Raw genomic sequence first — 22,856 nt, 5'->3', positions numbered from 1 at the left:
GATGAAAGTCCTGTTCATGTGTACCCATAACAGCTGCCGCAGCATCCTGTCCGAGGCGCTGTTCAATCACTTGGCGCCCGAGGGCATAGAAGCGGTCAGCTCGGGAAGCTTTCCAAGCGGTCGAGTGAATCAGCGGGCACTGCAGACGCTGGAAGCAGCGGGCATTTCCACTGCTGGCCTGAGCAGCAAGGCGTCGGATGCTTTTGAGGACTCGCCTCCAGATATCGTGATCACCGTTTGTGATCGGGCTGCGGGTGAAGCTTGTCCCATCTTTTTCGGGCCAGCTTTGAAAGCGCACTGGGGCTTAGCCGATCCGTCCGAAGCCACTGGGTCGGAAGCCGAGATTACCGAAACGTTTGAGGCCACCCTCGCCAAAATTCGTGAACGCGTTACGGCCTTTCTTGAGCTTCCGCTGAAGACGATGAGCGGTGACCAGCTGAAAGCTGAACTGAACCGGATCGGTTCGCTTTAAAGATCAACCGAGGCGGCGCCCCATTTCGCGCTGCTGTAGGAGTTTATATGCAAGACGCATTGCCGAACGTACAGGCCGAACTAATCGACATCCCTTCGCTGGAGCAACTGGAGCCGCGTACACCCTCGCACCATAAACCTCGAATTTTGCTTCTGTATGGATCGACGCGGGAGCGTTCTTTCAGTCGGCTGGTGACTCAGGAAGCAGCACGCCTGCTGGAGGAGTTTGGCGCCGAAACCAAAATCTTCGACCCCTCGGGTCTTCCGCTGCCGGACGATGCTCCCGATACACATCCCAAGGTCGCGGAGTTGCGCGAACTGATGCAATGGTCTGAGGGGCAGGTGTGGTGTTCCCCCGAGCGACACGGCTCTATGAGCGCGGTTTTCAAAGCCCAGATTGATTGGGTTCCGCTGGCGATTGGCGCTGTACGACCTACGCAAGGAAAGACCCTTGCGGTGATGCAGGTCTGTGGCGGTTCGCAATCGTTCAACGTGGTCAATCAGCTGCGCGTACTGGGTCGGTGGATGCGGATGTTCACCATCCCAAACCAATCTTCAGTGGCCAAGGCGTTCACCGAATTCGATGAGACAGGCCGTATGAAGCCGTCCTCCTACTACGATCGTCTGGTGGACGTCATGGAAGAGCTGATGAAGTTCACGCTGCTGCTGCGGGATCGCCAGGACTACCTGGTTGATCGCTACTCGGAGCGTAGAGAGTCTGCCGAAGAATTGTCCAAGCGCGTCAACCAGCGCTCCATATAACGCCAGCGTGAGGAACCTGTATGAGCCAGATCACGATCTACCATAACCCCAACTGTGGCACCTCTCGCAACACTTTGGAGTTGATCCGTAATAGCGGAGAAGAGCCGACAGTCATCGAGTATCTGCAGACTCCACCTGATCGCGCCACGCTTATCAGGCTGATTAAGGATATGGGAATTGAGGTGCGAGCCCTCTTGCGTATCAAAGGCACTCCACACGAAGAGTTGGGACTGGGCGATGCATCTCTGACGGACGAACAGCTCATCAATGCCATGATGGCTCACCCTATTCTGATCAATCGACCCATTGTCGTGACGCCACTGGGCACACGCTTGTGTCGTCCGTCAGAGGCCGTTCTTGATCTTCTTCCTCAAGCGCAACGCGGCAGTTTTGTCAAAGAAGACGGGCAAGTCGTCATTGATGAGAATGGCCACAGGATTTGAACCGATACGAAGCAGATGGGCCTGGAGGGATGCTGGTGAATCAAAACCCAATACTTGATGTTGTGGTCATCGGTGGTGGCCAGTCTGCGCTGACCGCCGCCTACTTTCTCAAGCGCTCAGGTCTTTCCTACGTGTTACTCGATGCCGAGGCTGCACCTGGAGGGGCATGGCGACATGGATGGGATTCGCTCCGTCTCTTTTCTCCGTCTGCATGGAGTTCAATTGCGGGCTGGCCGATGCCTGCTGTATCGGAAGAAACGCCTCATCGTGACGATGTCGTCGACTATCTCACCCAGTACGAGCGTCGCTATGACTTTCCCATCGTCCGCTCCACGCGGGTAAGCCATGTCGAAAAAATCGAAGGCGGACTGCGCGTTGTCTCCGAGGATGGCTGCTGGGATGCCAGGGTAGTCATCAGCGCAACGGGCACTTGGGGCTGCCCGTTTATTCCAACCTACCCGGGGCAAGAAGTGTTCAAGGGGCAGCAGATCCATTCCGCCCAATACGTGGGGCCGAGTGAGTTCGAGGGGAAGAAGGTTCTTGTCGTCGGCGGTGGCAACTCGGGTGCCCAGATTTACGCTGAGGTTTCAAAAGTTGGTCAGGCCACCTGGGTGACTAACGAGGCACCGAAGTTTCTTCCAGATGACGTCGATGGCCGTGTCTTGTTCGAGCGAGCCACCGCTCGGCTGAAGGCGCAGCAAGAGGGGGTGGAGCCCCAGCAGTCCGTGGGAGGGCTGGGCGACATCGTCATGGTGCCACCGGTATTAGAGGCTCGTGAACGCGGTGTCCTGAGCGCAGTACGGCCATTCACGCATTTCACTTCATCAGGTGTCGTATGGCCGTCGGGAGCTGAGACGAAGGTTGATGCCGTGATCTGGTGCACCGGATTTTCTCCAGCGCTCGACCACCTGAGCAACCTAGGTATCGTCGATCATGACGGCAAAGTAGCCGTAGACGAAAACCGAAGTGTTGATTTACCCAATCTTTGGCTGGTGGGTTACGGGGATTGGACAGGGCTCGCATCGGCCACATTGATCGGAGTAACCCGCACCGCCCGAGATGTAGTCAAGCGAGTGCAAATCTATCTCACGGGTGTAGTCTGAAGTCGTAAACCGCTGCTGCCAAATCCGAAAACTGGCTGGTAGCGTAGGCCCAAACATACCCATGGGCTCACAGCATGGGTGAATCATCCTCGATAAACACTCGATAAACACTCGATAATGTGAGGCAACCCCCAGCAGTTGATGGCTCGCTCCTGATCGACAGTCGGCTGCTTTTTTAGCGTGAGAAGCCTCAGTTGTCTGTCTATAATCCGCGCATGTTGAATCCGAACGAAATCCGCCCAATTCTCAAGCAATGGGTCGCGAAAGCGATGCCCCATGAGGAAACTGACGTCTTCATAGAGGAGCTATGCTTCATCGATAAGGCAAGACGCGCTGATCTGGTTCATGCAAATGGAAAGCTCACCGCTTTCGAAATCAAATCCCACGCAGACACCCTGGCACGTTGGGAGGGCCAGCAAGAGGCCTACATGGCGTGCTTTGACGAGGTTTGGCTGTGCTGCCACTCCAAGCACCTTGTAAAAGCACTGGAATCTTGCCTTCCCCATGTTGGCGTGCTCGTCGTTGATGATTACTCGGGCATGGCGATGATCCGAAAAGCCAAGCCCAACAAGTTTCAAGACAAGTTTCACCTTACGGGCTTTCTGTGGCGTAATGAATTGGATGCACTTGCCAGCAAGCATGGCGTGCCAACGAAGAGTCGTGACCTTATAAAGGAAGTTCGCCGCCAGCTTAGCGACGCCCTTCCTATAGGCGAGATCAGATCACACGTATTAGCGTGCTTGAAACAACGGTACCGTTAGAGCAGGTCATCGGGATCAAGGTCATCAAAATCATTATCAGCATCTTCGATGGACTGAATCATCGCGCAGATATGCTGGTTGATCCTGTACCCGTTCCAAGTGCCGTTGTTACCGTAATTGGTAGATGTGGCGACGATCCTGGAATATTCACGAGTAGCCCAGCAGAAATCGTCGCCGTGATAACCCGGTAGAGTTCTGATTTCCTGAGCAATTTCCACGTATCTCACAAATTCCTTGTCAGAGCCTTTGCGCCGTTGCCACCACTCCGTTGGTGTGTAATAGCAGGCAAATGGAAGTACGGGCATGCCTCGAATATATTCCATCGGGGCGGTAGGGTTTGTTGCCGCATAATCGCCATAGATTATATTTGACTCTATGCCACTGGTATCAACCCTTGATTGCCACGCTACATCGTAACAAGCTGAGGAGCGAGAGGTGTTTGATGCCGGTTTATCGATAGGGAACGAAGTGCTCGCCAGAACCAAATTCCTGATCCGATAGGTGTTGAGGTGCCTCAGCGATAAATTGAAATCTGATCCTGATGCAGTATTGGCTGGGCTGGTTGCACCGAAGTCTAAAATCACCGTAGCGGTCTCGGGGCTTTCAAGGGCGTCCAAGATGGACAATAGTCTGTTCCAAGATGTGGCGGTGGGTTTTTCTGGGCAAGTAACTCTGATGGCAATATTCTGAAAGGTGCCTTGGAGAGCAAGTGCACTTTGAATTACCGCTCGCTGCGGGTCATCATCAACCCAAGATATGACAGGAATCAGGTTTTGGTTGATGGCTGCTACATCTGCAAAAAACTGCCGTTTATTTTGAAACGCGCCATCGGAGTTATGCAAATCATTATTAGTGATGAAAAGCTCGGCAACATCCTTGGCTACCCGTGAAACGTCTAGGAAAAATGGGTGTTCAGTCCAATTTGCCAAGAAAGTTTGTAGGTGCCTATCGTCATCACATCGCATATCTAATAAAGGCGCTACGACGTCCCGCCTTGGGGCTTCCAGATTTATCAGGGCTTTAACGTCATTCTGACCAACTCGTAAACAAGCCACGTACTGCATATTGCACTCCTTGCATGATGTGTAATGGACAACTAGACCGTACTGCCGGGTACACAGCGCACTTTAGCCCGGCATCCAATGCGAACCGCGACATGTCGGACATATCAGGGGACATTGCACGGATACCGGGCCTTGCCCATGCTCCTGGCGAAGCGGCGGGTGGGAGCCTGAACGATAGCACTTCAATATCTTAGGGCCAGTCGCTTTGGTGGTATTTTTTCGGGCGATCAAAGCGTGCCCCGCGTGTACCCTGGTGTTTGCTCCGCACGTTACTCGTAGTGCAACTCGCCAAATAAACCGATCATGAGATCGCCGTCCAGGATCTCGAAAGGAAGGGTGACGTATTGGTCGGGGTGGCGTGGCAGCGCCTTTCCGTCGTGTGCTGAGTTCTTCGTGTGGCCCTGGACGTGCTCGCCGTTTTCCTTAACGTACGGAAGCACTACGATGCGGCCATGGTTTTTCGACAGAATGGTGCCTTCATGCCAAAGGGTAGTGCCTTCGCCGCCAATGGATTCGCCACCCGTGCTCTTCACAACCCATTGAGGCCCGCCATCCTCTTCATACCAGAAGACGAAGCCTCCAATCACAAGCACGCTTTGTCCTCGGCTCCTCGCCTCGGCCAGTAATTGTCTGACGCTGGCCAGCTGAAGCAGCTTATTTGCCCGAGGAAGCAATCGTTCGCGAATCAGTGCTTTTGTTTGGCCCCAATGATCGAATCCCGAATAACCGTAGCCCCTGGCAATCGACTCACGAAAGCATGCCTGCGACAGCTTTGTGTTCAAAGCCCCAAGGTATTCCCATTTCAGTTCCCCAGTACGGTGCAGGCAGGCTTTGAATTCTGGAAAAGCTGCGAGGTGAAGGTATGGAGCGACGTCGAGTTGCTTTGATAATGGCTCACGTAGGCGCTCGATGCCTTTGGGAAGTTCAAGGTCTTGACTGGCCGGGCGAGGTAGCTGGGCATTTCGCTTTATGACCTCGCGCTCCATCAGCTCTTCCTCATCTCGAATTCGGCGCCCAGCTGTCAGGGCTTTCTCAACTTTCAGGATGGTGGAGGTTTGGAGCTGTGGGTCTTTTACGGCCTTGCTCACGCGGTCATGAATGCCTTGGTTGAACTCATCAGCAGCGCTCATGGCCTCGGCATAGGTTGTGAACACCGCTCCTCGGGCATGTCCGCTCCCGTTATCAAAAAAGTATCGCTTCCACGCTAGCTGCGAGTCGGGGAAGAGTTTCAAGGCGCGCAGGTGCCATACCCAGCCGATGTGGAATCGGCGGAATGGTAGTACCGCCAGGGTGGGCGCAGAGTGGTAAGGCATCTGATCGAGTCGCATGGTTTCCTCCTTGAATTGCGTTGCTCAGGCTACCATTTGGCCACTAAGGCAGGGAGGTTTGTAATTGCCTTAACGGCGACTTAAGGCGGTTGTTACGTGGGTTTTACCCGCGATACGCGCAGGGCTCCCGCCATCGCGGCTGCTGGCCTGAACGGAGATACGGCTGCTGTCGTCCCGACGTCATGCCGAAAAGCCTACACAGAGGGTGTCACTTCGGTTTGGTCGAGCCACTACCTGCTGCAGAAGATCTTGGGTGCTAAGGATCAGGGCCAGACGCTTTGATCGCGAGATGCCGGTGTAAAGCATGCTGCGTTCCACAAATTCGCTTTGGGTCAGGGAGCAAATAATAGAGGTGTGGTACTCGCTGCCTTGCGCTTTGTGGATTGAGATAGCGTAGGCAAGATTGACCCCAAGCAGGAACAAGTCCATACGAGATAGGATCACTTCCGATCCATTAAAGGTGAAAATCCCAGCGCTCTCACCATCAAGGCTAGTTATGCCGGACATTACGCCAGTGTTTCCGTTGAACAGGTTATGATCGTAGCTGTTCTGGGTGATGATGACGGGATCGTTTACGCGCAACCAGAATTTGCCCATCTTGATGCCCCGCGTCTCGTCTGTCTGCTGAAGAACGCTTTGAAGATGGTTGTTAATTTTGTGGCCTGAATCGGGCATGCGGTCGGACATGTGGGGCGTCAAAACCTGAGCATCTGGGATTATCTGCTTGAGCCTGGACAGGTGGTTAAGCAAATCCTGAGTGTTGGTGCAGTGGATCAAATAAACGCCATCCCGCTCGCCGTTCCAGCTTGGGAGGGTGTTGAGTTCTCCTGATCGAATCTGGATAGCGGTCTTCTGCAGATGACTATCGCCAACCGTCCTGTGAACCTTAGTTAGGTGAGTGGACGGTATCGCTGTCGATTTGGCAATCGCGTGAAAGAAAATGCCATACCCTACCGGGGATAGTTGGCCGGTGTCCCCTACGAGTAAGAGTGACAGCTCTTTCTTAGCAAATGCATTCAGAAGCTTGAGCATCAATGCGATGTCCACCATGCTGGCTTCGTCAACCACCACCAGCGGGTCAGAGTCACTGTTGAGGTTGGGTTCTCTGCTCCTGACTTTGATCAGGAAGCTGTGAATCGTATGAGTGTCTCGACCAATAGCCTCCTTTGCCCGCTCCTTGGCTTTTCCGCTGAGTGCCAGGACATGTACTGGGCGGGATTCGGATGCGATGTCAACAATGGCTCTTAGCACTGTCGTCTTCCCGGTTCCTCCAAACCCGGTGAGCGTACTGATTCGGTTCGTGAGCGCCATCAGCACCGCATTTTTTTGCCCTGGCGTGAGCGAATGTCCAGAGGCCAGCTCCCGGCGCGAACAGTAGTCCTCAATCGCCTGAGCCAGTTCCTGGGGTGAGCCGTGGAGTAGTGACGTCGGCGCAGACGTTAGGCTCGCCACACGCTGCTCCAGTTGGCTCTCGACGAGGGCGGCACCCAGCGGCTGGATCAACGTTGCGCCATATAGTTTCTTTACGCACACCGCACGCCTGTCAAGAGCAGACGTTATTGCGAGATCAACCAGTATAGGAGTGCGCAGCTTCAGAGCCAGCTCAGTTTTTAGGTCGTCAACCGGGCACGCGGTATGTCCTTGATCCAGGCGGACATAAAGAAGGTGCTCGACAAGCCCAACCAATCTCCGTGGATCATTGGGAGAAATACCCAGCTTGGATGCGGTGGCCTCCACAGTTTTCCACAGGTTCGGATGGACACCTTGAAAAGCTACCAAGCTATATGGGTTGCGCTTTAGCCTTTCCACTGTATCGGTCTGACAGACTCTCAGGATGCTTTTCGCAAGGCCTGGGTCGAAATGGTGTTCCATGAGGAATTCAATAGTAGAAATCTCGTTCTGCAGCGTCATCCAAGCGTCCACGATCTTCTGAGCCAGGTCGGGGTTGATCACCTCTGCTAAGGTGCCAACTCTTCCCTCAGTCAGGGTCTGGGCTAGATTTTCCGCTCCGAGTTTTCTGATCAGTCTCGTAACTTTTGCTTTGCCAAATGAAAGCCCACGGAACGCCGGATGCTTAACAAGCAACCGCTCAACGTAAGCAGCCACTGGCAGGTTCACAATGTGACAGCTTTCAACCAGAACAAAGTTTCGGAATTGATCGCGACTTACGATCGAGCCATTGATTTTCCAGCATTCGCCTGGCTGTGGGACGCGAGTGATTACCTTGTAACTTGCCTTGCATGTATAGACTTCGTTCTCGCCAAGGATGCGTCCTGAAAAAATGGCCCCTCCAAAGCTGCCCACTTTCACCGAACTAACCTGAATGACACTGCACAGACTGCTCATAAGCTAAATGACCGCCCCGAATCTATCATCAGTTCCTGCTGGCCACTTATTTCGGCCATATTCGTCCGAAGCAAGCGCACCTCAGCCGATAGACGTTCAACCTGTTCGCGAAGTAATTCGTTTTCCTTAAGCTTTTGCTCCAGTATGGCTCGCAAGCGGTTCGACTCTCGGTTTGTTGACTCCGCCATGTCCAAGAGAACAGGCTCGTGGTTCTTGGGCGCAAAAAACTCACTGCCAATTTTTCGAATATCTTTGGCAATAACCTGTTCTAAGGTATCGCCATTGGAGCAAAAGATCTTCTTGGCACTTTCGGAAAACCATTGTCGGCGACTGCCGCACTCATCAGCTATTTTGCTGAAGTTGATATCCCCGAACTGATTCACAGGGAACTTCTTGCCAGCTTGTTCCAGGCGCATGACATAGTCTCTGTAGCGCTCAAAGGGTGAGCGCTTCCGGTCAGTCGCCGTCATGATCTTTCTCTTTGGATTGCATCCAGCTGATAAATGGTTCAATGAGCTCTTTCGGTGCAAGTCCCTCTGCTGGTTCCAGGTCATTGTAAGCACAGCTTATTTTTTTCGCCTGAATGTCAGCCGTAAACATCCCATCACTCGCATCGAGTACGAGCTTTAAAACACGGCAGGTTTTGTCAAACTTTGCCATGAAACCTTCATCGTTGATCTTTCCCTCCGTCAAGGCAGTAGGCGAGGCGCCATGAGCCCGCAGCGCCGCTCGAAGGGCTTTGACTTCTTTCTCCAGTCTTCCTATATCAGCTTGAAGGCGGTCTGCCCGCTGAACAGCCAGCTTACCAACTAGGCTGTCCTTCTTGGATTCCATGTTGTTGGATGAATCCCAGTATCTGTAATAGATAGGCCCGACGAGCGACCAGTACTCACTATTCTGGACGAGCGTTCTATATCCGATCTTTTTTTCATTTACAGCAAGGCCATCATTGTACAACTCGGCACAAAATTGGGAGAAGGGTGTTACGCCGACAAAGGATGTTTTCCCTACAAAAGCTTTCAGCCTCGGGATCACTTCGTCTTTGATTCGTGTGAGCCTATAATCAAGACTGCGTTTCTGAGCACCCGCAAATCGGTTCTGCCCTGGCTTCGCTCCTTTGGTCATACAGGGGTACTCTCAGGCTTTGATATCAGCTTCAGAATCGAGTTGGGGCGGTCAAGGGCCATGGGCTTACTCATCGCTTCACCCAAATCATGTAACGACAAGCCAAGGACTTCACAGGCAGATCTAATCAAGCCTCTGAATTCGTCGATCAATGTGAATCCGATGGGGGCTTCTTGCAGAATGCGGTTAAAGTCCCCTGTGAATGCCAAGAGCTTGTGACGTGCGGCCATGATCTGATGTTTCAACTGAGGAGTGAAAAATTCTGCATGTGACTTGGCTTCAGCGGTACGTGCAATCAAGTTGGAGAGGGTGTTTTCTTGAAACTCTAAGCGATCCAGATGTCCGGATACGATTTCAGGCTTTTCCACCAAGAAGCTCGAACGCATCTTGATTTCGTTGTGCATTTGCTCAAGGCAGTGAGCGGTAACGCTCCAGGAAATAATCTCTGAAGCTAAGAATTTTCGATGGTTGGCTTTCGGCACTAAGCTTTCGGAAGATGCGCCATTGCGTTTGGCCTCGGAAATATGGCTTTCCAGTTCGCTGCACTCGTCAGTTAACACGCGAATAAGCCCATAAATCCTAGGCAGGTGGTCGACAGTCTTGATCGAATAATAACAGCCACCGCAAGGCATCCTTGAGCCAGGCACAGCGCCTAGGTCTTTGATGACGTCCTCTGTACATTGGTTGCCAAATGGGCAGATATGGGTCGGCATGAAGGCAAGCGAATCAACAGGCCGCTGCTTTGCAGCCTTGATGCCTGACAGCACATTATTATCAGTTTCTCGGTCGAATGAGATTGCGCCGAAGTCGATAAGGGACTTGTCCTTGTCTCGGCGGAATGCTTGTTGCAGCGTGGAGGCGACGTCTTCGGCCTTGATGGAAGACATTGCTGGACGGTCAAGAAGCCAACCGTGTTCAATACTGAGTTTCTGATGCTGCGCCACAGCCTTGAGGTATGCAGGATCGAGCTTTGCGTAGTACATGACGTGTGCATCTGTGGCCTGACCTGTGATGAAAGCCCCGATGATGTGGGGTGGTAAAATCCTGATGTACTCGGATACCACAGATACCCTACAAGAATGAGGGGTATGTTCGATCATTTTGTAAGCTTCGGCTCCCAGCTTGACGGCTGCTAAGTAGTCGTGTGGATCATCGATTGACTCAAAATCGGCCAGGGCCTTCGGCATCCGATTAGTAGAGTTGACTCTTAGCTGGAATCGGCAGAACAAGTCGAAGGAGTAAATGAGTCTCCTGAAATATTTCGCATACGAGTCTGCAGCCAGTACTCCAGGGGTGCCGCCTTTTGAAAAAATGCTAATAACTTTTCCAAATGGGCTATCCTCGTGATTGTCATACCATACGGCACTTTCCATTGAGGGGTCGCCGATTTGCAGTATCATTTTTTTCTGTCGATCTAGCACCTCAATGACATTTCGTGAAACAGTAGCATCCCAAGGCCCGTTGGCCTTATCTGTGTTGATATGTAATTTGCAGATTGGGGGTAACGGCCTTGACCGATCTATATGTTTATCATATGTGCGCTTATCCAACCAACGAATGTGTAAGCTTCGGACGCCAGTTTCCAGAGCAACTATGTTGTGCCGAATATGGTTTAACTGAGGATAGTGAGTCCAGTCGTCATTGCGCTCAACATGTGGAAATAGGACTCTTGGGAGAAGGCGCAGGGCTTCGTACATAATCGGCGAGTTTGATACCGATTTTGGCTGCGAAGTATCAAAATTAGGATTGCGGTAAAAAACTAGTGGGACGTAGCCATGTTTTTCAGTTTGCACCACCCTATGGGCATCGTTCCAGTTTTTAGTCTCGATATCTGCCCTGTATTTTGGATCATACAAGCTTTCTTTCTCTTCAAAAACCTTGTCGGAAAGGTATGTTGAAAAGGATTCAATTGCATAGCAATACTGCAGCAGGTATGGGAAGTGTTCAGATCCGAAAGCCGGCTTGTTGGATCCGGCTTTCCTTTTGACTACCGGGTAGTCGATGTCCGAAATCGGATTTATGAACCCGGTAAGGTCGTTGTCGATTGTGGAGTTTACTACGAAGTAATTAAAAAGTGCGTCTATTCTGTACAAGGTGTTCTTAACTGTTCCCTTCGTCCTCCCCCTATGTAGATAGGAAATGAAACCCTCAAATCCGTCACCTTCAATATGCCGACGAGTAAACTCCTTTGGGACTGGTGGGGCTTTTTTTGTCGATTCGTACAACTCGCTAAACAAATATGTGTTGAGAATGGAAAAGCTCTTCGCATACTCAGCATATTTTTTCAATCCGCGAGTCTTAAGCAGGTTGATGAATTTGTCTTGGTGTTTTAACCATGTCTCAACTATCGTTTTGTGCTCCGGAGGATATGCGAACTCACCAGAAATGAGCGCGTTTCTATTTGCATGACTGGAATTCTTGATTGGTCTCTCTAAGTCGCCCTGCCTGCAGCGATCAGGATACAGACGTTGTATATAGCCCCAAAAGGCGGCAGGGGCGATAGGGTACTTGAACCAACTCACACCACCATTTCGTGATGAAACCAAGTGACCCACCAAGGCTGAAATGTCGACAGGATCAATATCCTCGATCCTGTGCCAGTCTGTGGAGCGAATCATCCTCCACGCATTCCATTCGAAATTGCTAACGGCAGTGGGGTTCATTACGGTGGTAATGTCTGGTATGCCTGTGTAAGAAACGTGAGACACAAAAGGCAACCTAACTAGTGCTAGCACTTCAGTATAATAGGCTGCTGCGACCTCGAAAAAGTTTGTCTCGGTTCTAGGGTTGCCAACGATAGGTTTCTTCATGTCCGCCGGGAGGAGCACCGCTTTCTCCTGCCAGAGGAAGTGAAGAATTAGCACACAGTCTCTGCTCAGCCTTTCCAGCGAAGCCTTGGTTAGCCAGTCATGAGCGGCTTTTGGAATTACCTCCTTTGCGATCTCAGGCTCAGGTGTCTTCTTTGAGCATGTATAGGCATTCTGTACCCAGGTTTCGTCGTACACTGGGACGTTTACCGTGCTGAGATGGCCGTCGAACAGTCGCATGATAGAAGCAGTATAGAATTCGTTGCGAGGCGAGCTTGTAACTTTGCTAGGAGGCACATGCTTAGCTTGGAAAAGCTCTTGGCAGATGCAATCCTTAGCCTTGGTGATAGCTGACTGGATTGATCTCGCCAGGTCATCTCCCGATTGAACGATGATAATGCCCTTGGTAAGATTAATCATTTTTGGTTCCTTTGATACGTTGGGCTTCGTCTCTCAATAGCTCAAGCTGACGAGCATGGAACTCTTCGCGGATTGTTCTAAGGGAGTCCTCCCCCCGCTGAGTTACATACTGATTTGCGTGCTGCAAGTAGGCCTCGATAATATCGGTGTCATGTTTGGCATACTTCATTGTAGAGGTGACGCTGGAGTGCCCCATGAGAATTTTCACATATGTAATTGGGAAGCCTGGAGTGCTCTGGCCCGGTACTGGCATGTAGTTAAGGGTGTAGGTTCCGTACATATGCCTAAGTGAATGGGGGCTGATACCAGACACGTCCATCAAACCTGCTTTCTGGGCGTATTTCTTGAAGGTTTTGTCGCGGCTGCTTCTATCGCTAGCGAAAAAAGGCCTGGCGTCAGAATTCTGAAACACAAAATCATGGTCTACGCTAGAGTTGTATTCCAGAGCCAAATACTTTTCCAAACTTTCCCAAAAGATCTTGGCGAATGGTTCGATCATGTAAGTCAGCTCCGTGTCACGGCCTTTCCATGAGAGAAGCTTATATTCGCTTTCAGTAATGCCGGGAGTCTTCCTGGCAAATGGGTCTCGAAGGAAGACTGCAAACGTATCAGCATCGATGTCGGGCATTCTGATTTGGAGCGCCTCGCTGCTACGAGCACCGGTCGCAGCGAGCAGGGCGTAGAAAGTCATGTCCCGATAAAAAGTTTTTGACCTCCTTGGCTTCGGCTGCCTAACCAAATCAACGGATCGCTCGATGGGGTAGGCAATAGTCTTGAATCCCTGCTTGTCGTTCTTCCTGTCCCTGCGCTTCGCCTGCGGAAACAGTCTGCCTTTTTTTTCCTTTGGCAGGACGGATTTGAGTGAGTCACTGATGACTGCAGCCAGCCAAGATTTAGCCTTGTGGGCAGAAACTTCCGATTGGCTTCGGTATTCGGCACGATTGAGATAGAACGGGCTGAATAATACGTCGGGAGCAATGCTGTTCTTGGCCTCTAAAACTTTGAGGAACCAGTAGATCGATGATTCGATAGTCTGTGCGAGGGAGTTATGGCTGGTAAGTTTCTCTTTCCCAAGGCTCTCAGCCAGCGTGCTTGCAATGGGGTTTGATGCTCCTTTGCCGAATAGCAGGTAAGCCTGGTAGCTGTAAATGATGGTCTCAGTCGTGAGCTCGACATCAACCGGGAATTGGGTGTGTGCTGCTTCGTACACATAGTCAATAAACCGGCCAACGTGCTCTGCGTATAGTTTCGCAGTGTTCGGAGCGTAACCCCTCCGTGCTAGCCATAGGCTGTAATGAGAAAACGGTTTGAATTCCCTGCACTCATCCGGAAGGTCTGGGTCGAGATGGAGCAGAAGATAGTTTTCCTCGGTCGTCAGGGGGGCTTCGACCAAAATGAAGTGTTTCATTTCCACCGTTCCAGACATCAATAATTTCTATTGAAGCTAAATCATGGGCCAATTAGTTTCAAGAAGTATTTATCACAAGTGAAATTCACTCATTATTATCAGCAGTGTGGATATAAAATGTCCTTACAAATCAATCGTTTATCGTATGTATGATCGATTATGGCGTATATTGCAACTTGACGTTGTGCTCATATTGAAGCGGCCCATAGCTCTCAGAGCTCGCCGGGCCGTAGTTCTCATAGCATCTGGATTGTGCAGGATAGTTCACATCTGGTTTTTTCTCTGCGCGCAACTAACTCAGCTTTCAGATACGAAATCGGTCTCCGTGCAGGAGTAATAGAGGTTCGAGCGCAGAGCCAAAATCTGACCTTCCCGATAAGTTGGAGGTATATCTTATTCTCTGTAGTCGGTTCTCAGTGATCATTCTTGTTGGATTGAGAGCCGCTTTGATAGGAATTAGTTTCGCTTGCTATTAGCGGAAAAAACTTTCTGGTATTTATATGGGTTTGGAAATACCTGGGCGTGGGCACCCCGGGCAGGTGAAGGATTGTGAGAAGTGTATCGGCGATGAGGTATCTATCCCATCAGGGAGCTCGCGTCGCGCATACCCTTCATTGCAGTGGGAGGATCGCGCGCCTAAAACATTTACACCCTGCAAGATTCATCCGGTGGCTTTGGCAAACATCGCGGTGTGAGAGCCTCAAATCGCCCGCTATCCGCGAGCGCTTGGCGAAATGTGGCATGGCCGAGTAGAGACGAAAACCGGGAGCCTTGATGCGGATTAAGTAAGAAACCTCAACTAGATAAGAGATCGCTCCAAGCCAGCCACGGACGAAAATGAGGCGACCTCACCGGAGCCCTAATGGTGCCGTTCACCGATAAGTGAGCGGTTAGCCTAGGGAGCGTGAGATAAAAAGGGGATCTTTTAATGAAAACCGCACTCATGGAGTGCGGCTTTTGAATTGGTGGGCCCCCCCGGAGTCGAACCGGGCACCAACGGATTATGCGTACCACTTCAGTTTTCACTGCCTCTTTCGAGTTCGTGGTCTGGACTGTCTCTTACCTTTCGGCTCGCCCGTACAGTCTCTACACCTTCCTTGAAATCTCAAGGCTTGGCTCGGGATTACCACGCTGATGCAGAGGCTTCCCCGAATTTGAGCGATTCTACCAAGGGACAGAGTCAACTTATCCCAGGGCAACCCATTTGCTCATCACCATGCCCTGCGAAGGGGGGAGGTTCTGAGCCGTTAAGTCCGCTGCTCTAACCAACATGAGCTAGAGGCCCGAATTTGCTGCGTAAAGCTATCAAATCCACGGTTCAAATACCACACTGTGATCCATACCACATAAGAACCGTGGACCAAAGGATTATGAGTCCTCTGCTCTAACCAACTGAGCTATGGGCCCTCAGTAGGTCGCGGATTATAACGGCGGTTTCGCGGCTGTGCTATCCGAAAAGTCCGAAAGATTCATAAGAAGAAATCTTGCGCGGAATTCTTCGGCGTCGAGGGGCAGGCTGACGATGTAGCCCTGGATCTGTTCGCAGCCTTCGCTGGTCAGAAATTGCTGCTGTTCGCTGTTCTCCACGCCCTCGGCGATTACGGTCAGTTGCAGGCTGCGCCCAAGGGCGATGATGGCGCGGACGATGGCGGCGTCGTGGGTGTCTTCCGGCAGGCCGCGGACGAAGGACTGGTCGATCTTGAGGATGTCCAGTGGCAGGCGTTTGAGGTAGCTCAGTGAGGAGTAGCCGGTGCCGAAGTCGTCGATCGCCAGTTGCACGCCGAGTGTCTTCAATTGGTGCAGCACGGCCAGCGCTTCCTGGGTCTGGCTCATGATGAAGTTTTCGGTGATCTCCAGTTGCAGGCAGCCGGGTTCCAGGCCGTTGTCCGTGAGCAGCTGTTCGATGCGTTCCAGCAGGTTGGTCTGGCGCAGTTGCGCGCCTGCCAGGTTCACCGAGAGCGGGCCGAACGGCTGACAGGTCTTGCGCCATACGCCCATCTGGCGGCAGGCCTGCTCCAGCACCCAGTCGCCGATCTGCAGGATCATGCCGTTTTCTTCAGCCAGGGGAATGAAGTGCTCGGGCGGCACTTCGCCAAAGGTCGGGTGGTTCCAGCGGATCAGGGCTTCTGCGCCTGCCAGTGTGTGGGTCGTCAGGTTGATTTTGGGCTGGTAGGCCAGTGTCAGTTGATTGCGCTCCAGGGCTCGTCTCAGTTCCTGCTCGAGGGCGATGCGCTCACTGGCCTGCTCACTGAGGTCGCAGGTATAGCTTTCGACGCGGTTGCGGCCTTTTGCCTTGGAGCGGTACATCGCCGCGTCGGCATTTTTGACCAGCGTGGCCACGTCGGTGCCGTCGGTGGGGAACACGCAGCTGCCGATGCTGGGACTGATGTAGAGCTCATGTTCGCCAGCCTCGAAGGGCGTGTTGAAGCAGGCCAGTAATTTATTGGCGATGGCCTGCGCATCGCTGGCTTGCAGCAGGCCGGGCAGCAGAACGATGAACTCGTCGCCGCCCAGGCGTGCGACGGTGTCGATGTCGCGCAGGGTCTCCTTGAGGCGGTGTGCGATGCCTTTGAGCAGCAGGTCGCCGACCGGGTGGCCCAGGCTGTCATTGATGTGCTTGAAGCGATCCAGATCGAGAAACAGAACTGCGCCGAGACTGCCGGATTCTTCGCTGTGCAGCAGGGCGGCCTGAAGCCTGCTCTCGAACAGTATTCGGTTGGGCAGGCCGGTGAGCGGGTCATGGTGGGCCTGATAGTCGAGGCGCGCCTGCGCGTGTTTGAGGCTGGAGATGTCGGCGAAGACGGCGACGAAGTGGGTCAGGAGGTCGTCTTTGTTGCGCACGGCACTGATGGTCAGCCAGCTCGGGTAAAGCTCGCCGTTCTTGCGGCGGTTGCTGATTTCGCCCTGCCAGTGGCCCTCGGCCGCCAGTTGATGCCACATTGCGGCATAGAACGCGCTGTCATGTTGGCCAGAGGCAAGCAGGCGAGGGGTCTGCCCGATGGCTTCACTTTCGCTGTAGCCAGTGATTTCCGTGAACGCGCGGTTGACGGCGCTGATGCTCTGGTCGGTATTGGTGATGAGCACACCTTCGGCAGTGCTCTCGAAAACAGTCGCCGCCAGATGCAGTTTCTCCTGCATTTGCCTGCTTTCGGTGATATCCCGTGTAATCGTCAACAGACAGTCTTCACCGGCAATGATGAGGGGTTGAGAGGACAGTTCGCACAGTCGAATATCACCATTGTTGTGACGAATCCGGACCCGCATGTCCTTGACGAAGCCATGCTTTTTCATGCGTTCGATGAGCCTTGAGCGCTCGCTCAGGTCAACCCAGATGCCCAGGTCAAATGTCGAGTGGTCAAGGCAGTACTTTTCGCTGTACCCGGTCTGACGGCAAAACCCTTCGTTGACCTCCAGCAGCATGCCGTCCTGTTGCCGGGTAATCGCCATCCCGTCAGGCGAGGCATGAAAGGCTTTGGCGAACTTCTCTTCGGAAAGCTGCAGTTGTTGGCGGGCCAGTTTGAGCTGGGTGATGTCACGCACTATCACCAGCACGGCAGGTATCGGGCTATGCTCGAACGGTTGGGCGGACATGAGCCCTGAAAAGGTTTCGCCGTTTTTGCGCCGAAAGGGTATCTCCAGATTATGGATATCGTCGGTCTGCAATTGCAGCAAGACTTTTGGGCCGATGCCTGGCACTGCCCACAGATTCAGTTCTGTCGGTGTCTTGCCAATCACTTCATCAAGGGGGAGGCCGGTTCGCTCTACGAACGCCTCGTTGGCGTCCATGATGTGCCCGTCAGCAAGGCTGACGATAAGCATGGCATCCGGACATTGAGCGAAGATCGAGGCGAATTTTCCCTCGGACAGGCACGACGCTTCCCGGTCACTGTTGTTGATTACTCCACGCATATGCGGCTTACGTCCGTGTCTGACTATCGCTGGTGATGGTGTGGCGTAACCTTGTAACTTCAATGATCCAAGGCTTGGTTCGAAGAGCGCTGGTGTCTGGTGTGATACATAGTTGTAGGTCAATTCTTCAGGAGCTGCAATTAGACTGATGTCTGACCTCTTCTTGATTGGGTCAATTGACAACTGAGCCTGCAAACTTTGAATTTTCTTTTGCCCCGAAAACGCAAAACCCCCGGCATGCCGGGGGTTTTGTTGACTCGCTGGTGCGATTACTCGTCGAGGAACGAGCGCAGGTGCTCGCTTCTTGTCGGGTGACGCAGCTTGCGCAGTGCCTTGGCTTCGATCTGACGAATCCGCTCGCGGGTTACGTCAAACTGCTTACCAACCTCTTCAAGCGTGTGATCGGTATTCATGTCGATGCCGAAACGCATGCGCAGAACCTTGGCTTCACGGGCGGTAAGGCCCGACAGCACTTCGCGTGTCGCTTCCTTCAGGCTTTCAACAGTGGCGACATCGATTGGCGACTGCATGGTCGAGTCTTCGATGAAGTCACCCAGGTGCGAATCTTCGTCGTCACCGATCGGGGTTTCCATGGAGATCGGCTCTTTTGCGATCTTCAATACCTTGCGGATTTTATCCTCAGGCATTTCCATGCGTTCGCCCAGCTCTTCCGGGGTCGGTTCGCGACCCATTTCCTGCAACATCTGCCGGGAAATGCGGTTGAGCTTGTTGATCGTCTCGATCATGTGCACCGGAATACGAATGGTGCGTGCCTGGTCGGCAATCGAGCGAGTGATCGCCTGACGGATCCACCAGGTGGCATAGGTCGAGAACTTGTAGCCACGACGGTATTCGAACTTGTCCACAGCCTTCATCAAGCCGATGTTGCCTTCCTGGATCAGATCGAGGAATTGCAGTCCACGGTTGGTGTACTTCTTGGCGATGGAGATCACCAGACGCAAGTTCGCTTCAACCATCTCTTTCTTCGCGCGGCGGGCCTTGGCCTCACCGATCGACATGCGACGGTTGATGTCCTTGATCTCGGCGATTTTCAGGCCGGTCTCTTCTTCCAGTGCGGACAGCTTCTGCTGGCAACGCTGGATGTCAGGCTGCAGGCGACCGATGGCTTCGGCGTATTTGCTCTTGCCCTTGGCCAGTGCGTCAGTCCAGCTTTCGTCAACTTCGTTGCCCGGGAACTGGCGCAGGAAGTCGGCGCGCGGCATACGTGCATCACGTACACACAGCTGCATGATGGCGCGTTCCTGGGCACGAAGACGCTCAAGAGCACCGCGTACACGCTCTACCAGACCTTCAAACTGTTTTGGAACCAGTTTGATCGGCATGAACAGTTCGGCCAGCGCAACCATTTCGGCAATGGCGTGCTTGTCGTCGCGACCAAATTTCTTCAGGGCCTTGCGGGTGATTTCCATTTGATCGGAAACCGCACCGAAGCGCTGCTGGGCGATGACCGGATCAGGACCGCTCTCGACTTCGTCTTCTTCGTCGCTGGCGTCTGCCGACTCTTCCTCGTCGTCATCGGCCCCTTCTGCCTTCGCGGCTTTGGGGTCGACAGGCGGCGGGACTTCGGCAGGCGGCGCAATGCCGTCGTCCGGGTCGATATAGCCGCTCAGGACATCGGAAAGGCGACCGCCTTCACTGGTGACGCGTGTGTATTCGGAGAGAATGTGGTCAACCGTGCCTGGGAAGTGCGCAATTGCGCCCATCACTTCACGGATGCCTTCTTCGATACGTTTGGCGATTTCGATTTCGCCTTCACGGGTCAAAAGTTCAACGGTACCCATTTCCCGCATGTACATACGAACAGGATCGGTGGTACGCCCGATGTCGGTCTCGACCGCTGCCAACGCTGCAGCCGCTTCTTCTGCGGCTGCCTCGTCGGTATCGGCGTCGGCCAGCATCAAGGCGTCCGCATCCGGAGCACTCTCGTGTACCGGGATCCCCATGTCGTTGATCATGCGGATGATGTCTTCCACCTGCTCGGGATCTGAAATATCCTCGGGCAAGTGGTCGTTGACCTCTGCGTAAGTCAGATACTTCTGCTCACGACCCAGGGTGATCAACTCTTTGATACGAGATTGCTGTTGCGCTTTTCCGGACATAACACCCTATCCACTGAAGGTCTTGGCGGGCAAAAAACAAGCCGAGGATTATACCCGAGCTATGACCTCACGCGCCAGTTGAGGTCGGGGTTTGTGCGGGAACATTGCGATTTAGCAGTTCCCTAAGCTGAATTTTCTCTTCTGCGCTCAACTCGGTCTGCCGAGCCTTGCTGATCAGATGTTCCAGACTGCGCTCGCGTTGGCGAGCGGATAAGCTAGTTATAGTGTCGAAAAACTGTTGTTCAAGGTTATCGGCCTCAATCAGCCATTCCTTTTCTGCCAGGGCACGCAGCAAGCGGCCCTGTTCAGTACCGTGCCATCGCGCTATCAACTGTAACGACCGAAGGTTCGGATTCTTTTGCCGGGCTTCGATAAGAGCGACCAGCAGTTGTGCGTTGGATTGGTCTTCTGCAGCGAAATGGCTGGCATTTTCGACCTTTTCCGCCAATTCGGGGTGATGCAGCAGGGTTCTCAGTGCGGCCTGCATAGGCGGCTCGACGGCGGTGGGTACACGCGGCGTTCGAGGTTCGAAGTCCTGGCGCTTGCCTTTTTTGCCCCAGGATTTGTTGTCCCATTTTTTTTGATTCGGACCGCCGGTTTTCTTCTGCGTCCATTCCTGCTGAGGCTCATAACCGCCTTGTGGCTGGTAATCGGCAAAATCAGGCATGGCGTCGTAGTCGACATACGGGTCGTAACTCGGTGGTGCCTCTGCCGGCGTGCTCTGCACCAGCTGGCTGACGGCTTCGCCGGTCAGTCCGGTAATTTCGGTCAGGCGCTGACGCATCAGAATACGCAGGTTCGCGCCGGGTACCTTGTCGATCAATGGCGCCGCGAGGGTGGCCATGTGCGCCTTGCCCTCCAGCGAGCGCGGATCGGACTCTTTGGTCAGTTGCTCGAAAAAATAATCGGCCAGCGGCTGCGCGTGCTGATTGATGCGTGCCTTGAACGCGTCGGTGCCTTCGGAGCGCACCAGCGTGTCCGGGTCTTCGCCTTCGGGAAGAAACAGAAAGCGCGCCCGGCGTCCGTCCTGCAGGTTCGACAGGGTCGCTTCCAGCGCACGCCATGCAGCGTTGCGTCCGGCCTGATCGCCGTCGAAGCAGAACAGTACGTTAGGCACGACCCTAAACAGACGCTTCAAATGCTCTTCGCTGGTTGCAGTACCCAGCGTGGCCACGGCATTGCGCAACCCTTGCTGGGCCAGGGCGATGACGTCCATGTAGCCTTCAACGACGATGATTTCATCGAGGTTGCGATTGAATTTGCGCGCCTCGAACAGCCCGTACAGCTCCTGACCCTTGTGGAAGACCGGTGTTTCCGGGGAGTTCAGGTACTTGGGTTTATCATCGCCCAGTACGCGGCCGCCAAAGGCGATGACGCGCCCGCGTGAGTCACGGATCGGAAACATCACCCGGTCGCGGAAGCGGTCGTAGCGTTTGCCGGTTTCGGCGTTCTCGATCAGCAGGCCGGCATCGATCATCACCTTTTGCTGCAATGAGTCGCTGCTCAGGTGCTTGTACAGGTTGTCCCAGCCGGGAGGGGCGAAGCCCAGGCCAAAGTCTCTGGCGATTTCGCCGGACAGCCCGCGGCCCTTGAGGTAATCCACCGCAGCCTTGCGTGACGGGTGGCTTTTCAGGGCCTGGCGGTAGAACTCGGCGGCGGCGGTCAGCAGCGGGTAGAGCGGGGAATCGGTCGGCTGTCGGGGCTTCTGGCCTTTTACGCTCTGTTCGCGAGGCACTTCCATGCCGGCGGCCTTGGCCAGGTCTTCGACGGCCTGGGGGAAGTCCAGGTTGTCGTGGTCCATGATGAAGCCGAGCGCGTTGCCACCTGCGCCGCAACCGAAGCAGTAATAGAACTGCTTGTCCGGGCTGACGCTGAAAGAGGGTGTTTTCTCTTTGTGGAACGGGCAGCACGCGGTGTAATTCTTCCCGGCTTTCTTGAGCTGCACGCGCGAACTGACAACATCGACAATATCGGTGCGGTTCAGAAGGTCGTCGATAAAGCTCTGGGGAATCAGCCCGGCCATGGCGTTCTCATCATTCAAGCGTGGTGCAAAAGTATCGGATGACTCTACGAGCGTTCCGTCAGCCTGTCAGCCGTCTTTTTGAAGACGTCGGCAATAAACGGGCACGTCTTTGCATCCGAAGGACGGTGTTGGCCTGAAAGGAATAGATCTGATCCCGCGAGTGGATCAGAAATGCCACAAGCTTTTTTGCCCACGGTGAGTGGTCAGAGCCTGAGGACACGGAAGACGCTGCCTTGGCTGAGCTTCTTGCGAAGTCATCAAGGCATACTCGTCTTGTCATCGGTCGATGTGCTGCCCGAGTGGGCATGACCGATGTAGCCTGTGAACAGGCCGGGACGTGCTTGACTGAATATCCGAGTCGCATGTGCGGCCTGGACAGGGTCAATCAATAAAGCAAACGCAAAACAGCGAGGCTGTAACTGCCGACAGCCCGGCTGGTTGGCCGGGCAAGGCAGAAGCTTGCGACGAAGGTCTGTAAATTAATACAGACGAACGGCGCGGCGCTGTTCGCGCTGGACTTTCTTGGCGTGGCGTTTGACAGCAGCTGCTGCCTTGCGCTTACGCTCCGAAGTCGGCTTCTCGTAAAATTCGCGGCTACGAACTTCAGCCAGAACACCGGCTTTTTCGCAGGAGCGCTTGAAACGACGCAGAGCTACGTCGAAGGGTTCGTTCTCTTTAACTTTGACGGCTGGCATCCAGAGCTACCTTCATTCATTACCGGGGTCAACGCTCAGTGCAAACACTGCACAAAAGTACGTCGGTTTTT

Annotated in this window: 16 protein-coding genes; 5 read left to right on the top strand and 11 right to left on the bottom strand. The window is 53.5% G+C overall.

Features of this window, described 5'->3' with window-relative positions:
- Nucleotide 1 precedes the first annotated feature (1 nt).
- The 5 genes from V476_RS08450 to V476_RS08430 all read left to right on the top strand — a co-directional run bounded on the left by V476_RS08450 (nt 2) and on the right by V476_RS08430 (nt 3,540).
- A complete protein-coding gene (locus tag V476_RS08450; RefSeq protein WP_024961394.1) occupies nt 2–472 on the top strand; it encodes an arsenate reductase ArsC in 471 nt (156 codons plus the stop codon).
- A 47-nt stretch (nt 473–519) separates the two neighbouring features.
- Complete coding sequence (gene arsH / locus V476_RS08445; protein ID WP_024961393.1) at nt 520–1,233, top strand: arsenical resistance protein ArsH; 714 nt, start codon at nt 520–522, stop codon at nt 1,231–1,233.
- 20 nt (nt 1,234–1,253) lie between these two features.
- Nucleotides 1,254–1,676 carry an arsenate reductase (glutaredoxin) gene (gene arsC / locus V476_RS08440; protein WP_024961392.1) on the top strand — a complete coding sequence of 141 codons (423 nt, stop codon included), beginning with the start codon at nt 1,254–1,256 and terminating at the stop codon, nt 1,674–1,676.
- Between the two features lie 29 nt (nt 1,677–1,705).
- Nucleotides 1,706–2,779, top strand: a complete 1,074-nt coding sequence (locus V476_RS08435; protein ID WP_024961391.1) for an ArsO family NAD(P)H-dependent flavin-containing monooxygenase — start codon at nt 1,706–1,708, stop codon at nt 2,777–2,779.
- Between the two features lie 194 nt (nt 2,780–2,973).
- On the top strand, nt 2,974–3,540 hold the full coding sequence (locus V476_RS08430) for a sce7726 family protein (RefSeq protein ID WP_169737586.1): 567 nt from the start codon (nt 2,974–2,976) through the stop codon (nt 3,538–3,540).
- Here the strand turns inward: V476_RS08430 and V476_RS08425 are convergent.
- The 11 genes from V476_RS08425 to rpsU form a co-directional block, all read right to left on the bottom strand.
- Nucleotides 3,537–4,604, bottom strand: a complete 1,068-nt coding sequence (locus tag V476_RS08425) for a beta family protein (protein WP_024961389.1) — start codon at nt 4,602–4,604, stop codon at nt 3,537–3,539. The two genes, V476_RS08430 and V476_RS08425, sit on opposite strands and share 4 nt — an antisense overlap.
- Nucleotides 4,605–4,873: 269 nt before the next feature.
- Nucleotides 4,874–5,932, bottom strand: a complete 1,059-nt coding sequence (locus V476_RS08420) for a hypothetical protein (protein WP_024961388.1) — start codon at nt 5,930–5,932, stop codon at nt 4,874–4,876.
- A gap of 180 nt (nt 5,933–6,112) precedes the next feature.
- On the bottom strand, nt 6,113–8,242 hold the full coding sequence (locus V476_RS08415) for an AAA family ATPase (protein WP_235810968.1): 2,130 nt from the start codon (nt 8,240–8,242) through the stop codon (nt 6,113–6,115).
- A 32-nt stretch (nt 8,243–8,274) separates the two neighbouring features.
- A complete protein-coding gene (locus V476_RS08410) occupies nt 8,275–8,748 on the bottom strand; it encodes a hypothetical protein (RefSeq protein ID WP_024961386.1) in 474 nt (157 codons plus the stop codon).
- The gene (locus V476_RS08405; RefSeq protein WP_024961385.1) at nt 8,735–9,403 is read right to left on the bottom strand and encodes a hypothetical protein; all 669 of its coding nucleotides are present in this window, start codon (nt 9,401–9,403) and stop codon (nt 8,735–8,737) included. The genes V476_RS08410 and V476_RS08405 overlap by 14 nt, the downstream gene beginning before the upstream one ends.
- Nucleotides 9,400–12,630 carry a hypothetical protein gene (locus tag V476_RS08400; RefSeq protein WP_027903022.1) on the bottom strand — a complete coding sequence of 1,077 codons (3,231 nt, stop codon included), beginning with the start codon at nt 12,628–12,630 and terminating at the stop codon, nt 9,400–9,402. The genes V476_RS08405 and V476_RS08400 overlap by 4 nt, the downstream gene beginning before the upstream one ends.
- On the bottom strand, nt 12,623–14,038 hold the full coding sequence (locus V476_RS08395; RefSeq protein WP_024961383.1) for a tyrosine-type recombinase/integrase: 1,416 nt from the start codon (nt 14,036–14,038) through the stop codon (nt 12,623–12,625). The genes V476_RS08400 and V476_RS08395 overlap by 8 nt, the downstream gene beginning before the upstream one ends.
- 1,422 nt (nt 14,039–15,460) lie before the next feature.
- Nucleotides 15,461–17,947, bottom strand: a complete 2,487-nt coding sequence (locus V476_RS08390) for a bifunctional diguanylate cyclase/phosphodiesterase (RefSeq protein ID WP_024961382.1) — start codon at nt 17,945–17,947, stop codon at nt 15,461–15,463.
- Between the two features lie 269 nt (nt 17,948–18,216).
- Nucleotides 18,217–20,067, bottom strand: coding sequence for an RNA polymerase sigma factor RpoD (rpoD, locus tag V476_RS08385; RefSeq protein ID WP_003316235.1), 1,851 nt, complete (start codon nt 20,065–20,067; stop codon nt 18,217–18,219).
- A gap of 67 nt (nt 20,068–20,134) precedes the next feature.
- On the bottom strand, nt 20,135–22,090 hold the full coding sequence (gene dnaG, locus V476_RS08380) for a DNA primase (RefSeq protein ID WP_024961381.1): 1,956 nt from the start codon (nt 22,088–22,090) through the stop codon (nt 20,135–20,137).
- Between the two features lie 479 nt (nt 22,091–22,569).
- On the bottom strand, nt 22,570–22,785 hold the full coding sequence (gene rpsU, locus V476_RS08375; RefSeq protein WP_002551877.1) for a 30S ribosomal protein S21: 216 nt from the start codon (nt 22,783–22,785) through the stop codon (nt 22,570–22,572).
- Between the last annotated feature and the right edge of the window lie 71 nt (nt 22,786–22,856).

The organism is Pseudomonas syringae KCTC 12500, assembly GCF_000507185.2.
GTDB classification, from domain to species: domain Bacteria; phylum Pseudomonadota; class Gammaproteobacteria; order Pseudomonadales; family Pseudomonadaceae; genus Aquipseudomonas; species Aquipseudomonas syringae.
Note: the sequence above shows the minus strand (reverse complement) of the source record. Positions and strands in the feature narration are given on the sequence as shown.

Coding starts and splice junctions, on each gene's coding strand:
- V476_RS08450 (WP_024961394.1), top strand. CDS start 2: ATGAAAGTCCTGTTCATGTGTACCCATAACAGCTGCCGCAGCATCCTG.
- rpsU (WP_002551877.1), bottom strand. CDS start 22,785: ATGCCAGCCGTCAAAGTTAAAGAGAACGAACCCTTCGACGTAGCTCTG.
- V476_RS08420 (WP_024961388.1), bottom strand. CDS start 5,932: ATGCGACTCGATCAGATGCCTTACCACTCTGCGCCCACCCTGGCGGTA.
- arsH (WP_024961393.1), top strand. CDS start 520: ATGCAAGACGCATTGCCGAACGTACAGGCCGAACTAATCGACATCCCT.
- V476_RS08400 (WP_027903022.1), bottom strand. CDS start 12,630: ATGATTAATCTTACCAAGGGCATTATCATCGTTCAATCGGGAGATGAC.
- arsC (WP_024961392.1), top strand. CDS start 1,254: ATGAGCCAGATCACGATCTACCATAACCCCAACTGTGGCACCTCTCGC.
- V476_RS08435 (WP_024961391.1), top strand. CDS start 1,706: ATGCTGGTGAATCAAAACCCAATACTTGATGTTGTGGTCATCGGTGGT.
- V476_RS08395 (WP_024961383.1), bottom strand. CDS start 14,038: ATGAAACACTTCATTTTGGTCGAAGCCCCCCTGACGACCGAGGAAAAC.
- rpoD (WP_003316235.1), bottom strand. CDS start 20,067: ATGTCCGGAAAAGCGCAACAGCAATCTCGTATCAAAGAGTTGATCACC.
- V476_RS08410 (WP_024961386.1), bottom strand. CDS start 8,748: ATGACGGCGACTGACCGGAAGCGCTCACCCTTTGAGCGCTACAGAGAC.
- V476_RS08390 (WP_024961382.1), bottom strand. CDS start 17,947: ATGCGTGGAGTAATCAACAACAGTGACCGGGAAGCGTCGTGCCTGTCC.
- dnaG (WP_024961381.1), bottom strand. CDS start 22,090: ATGGCCGGGCTGATTCCCCAGAGCTTTATCGACGACCTTCTGAACCGC.
- V476_RS08405 (WP_024961385.1), bottom strand. CDS start 9,403: ATGACCAAAGGAGCGAAGCCAGGGCAGAACCGATTTGCGGGTGCTCAG.
- V476_RS08425 (WP_024961389.1), bottom strand. CDS start 4,604: ATGCAGTACGTGGCTTGTTTACGAGTTGGTCAGAATGACGTTAAAGCC.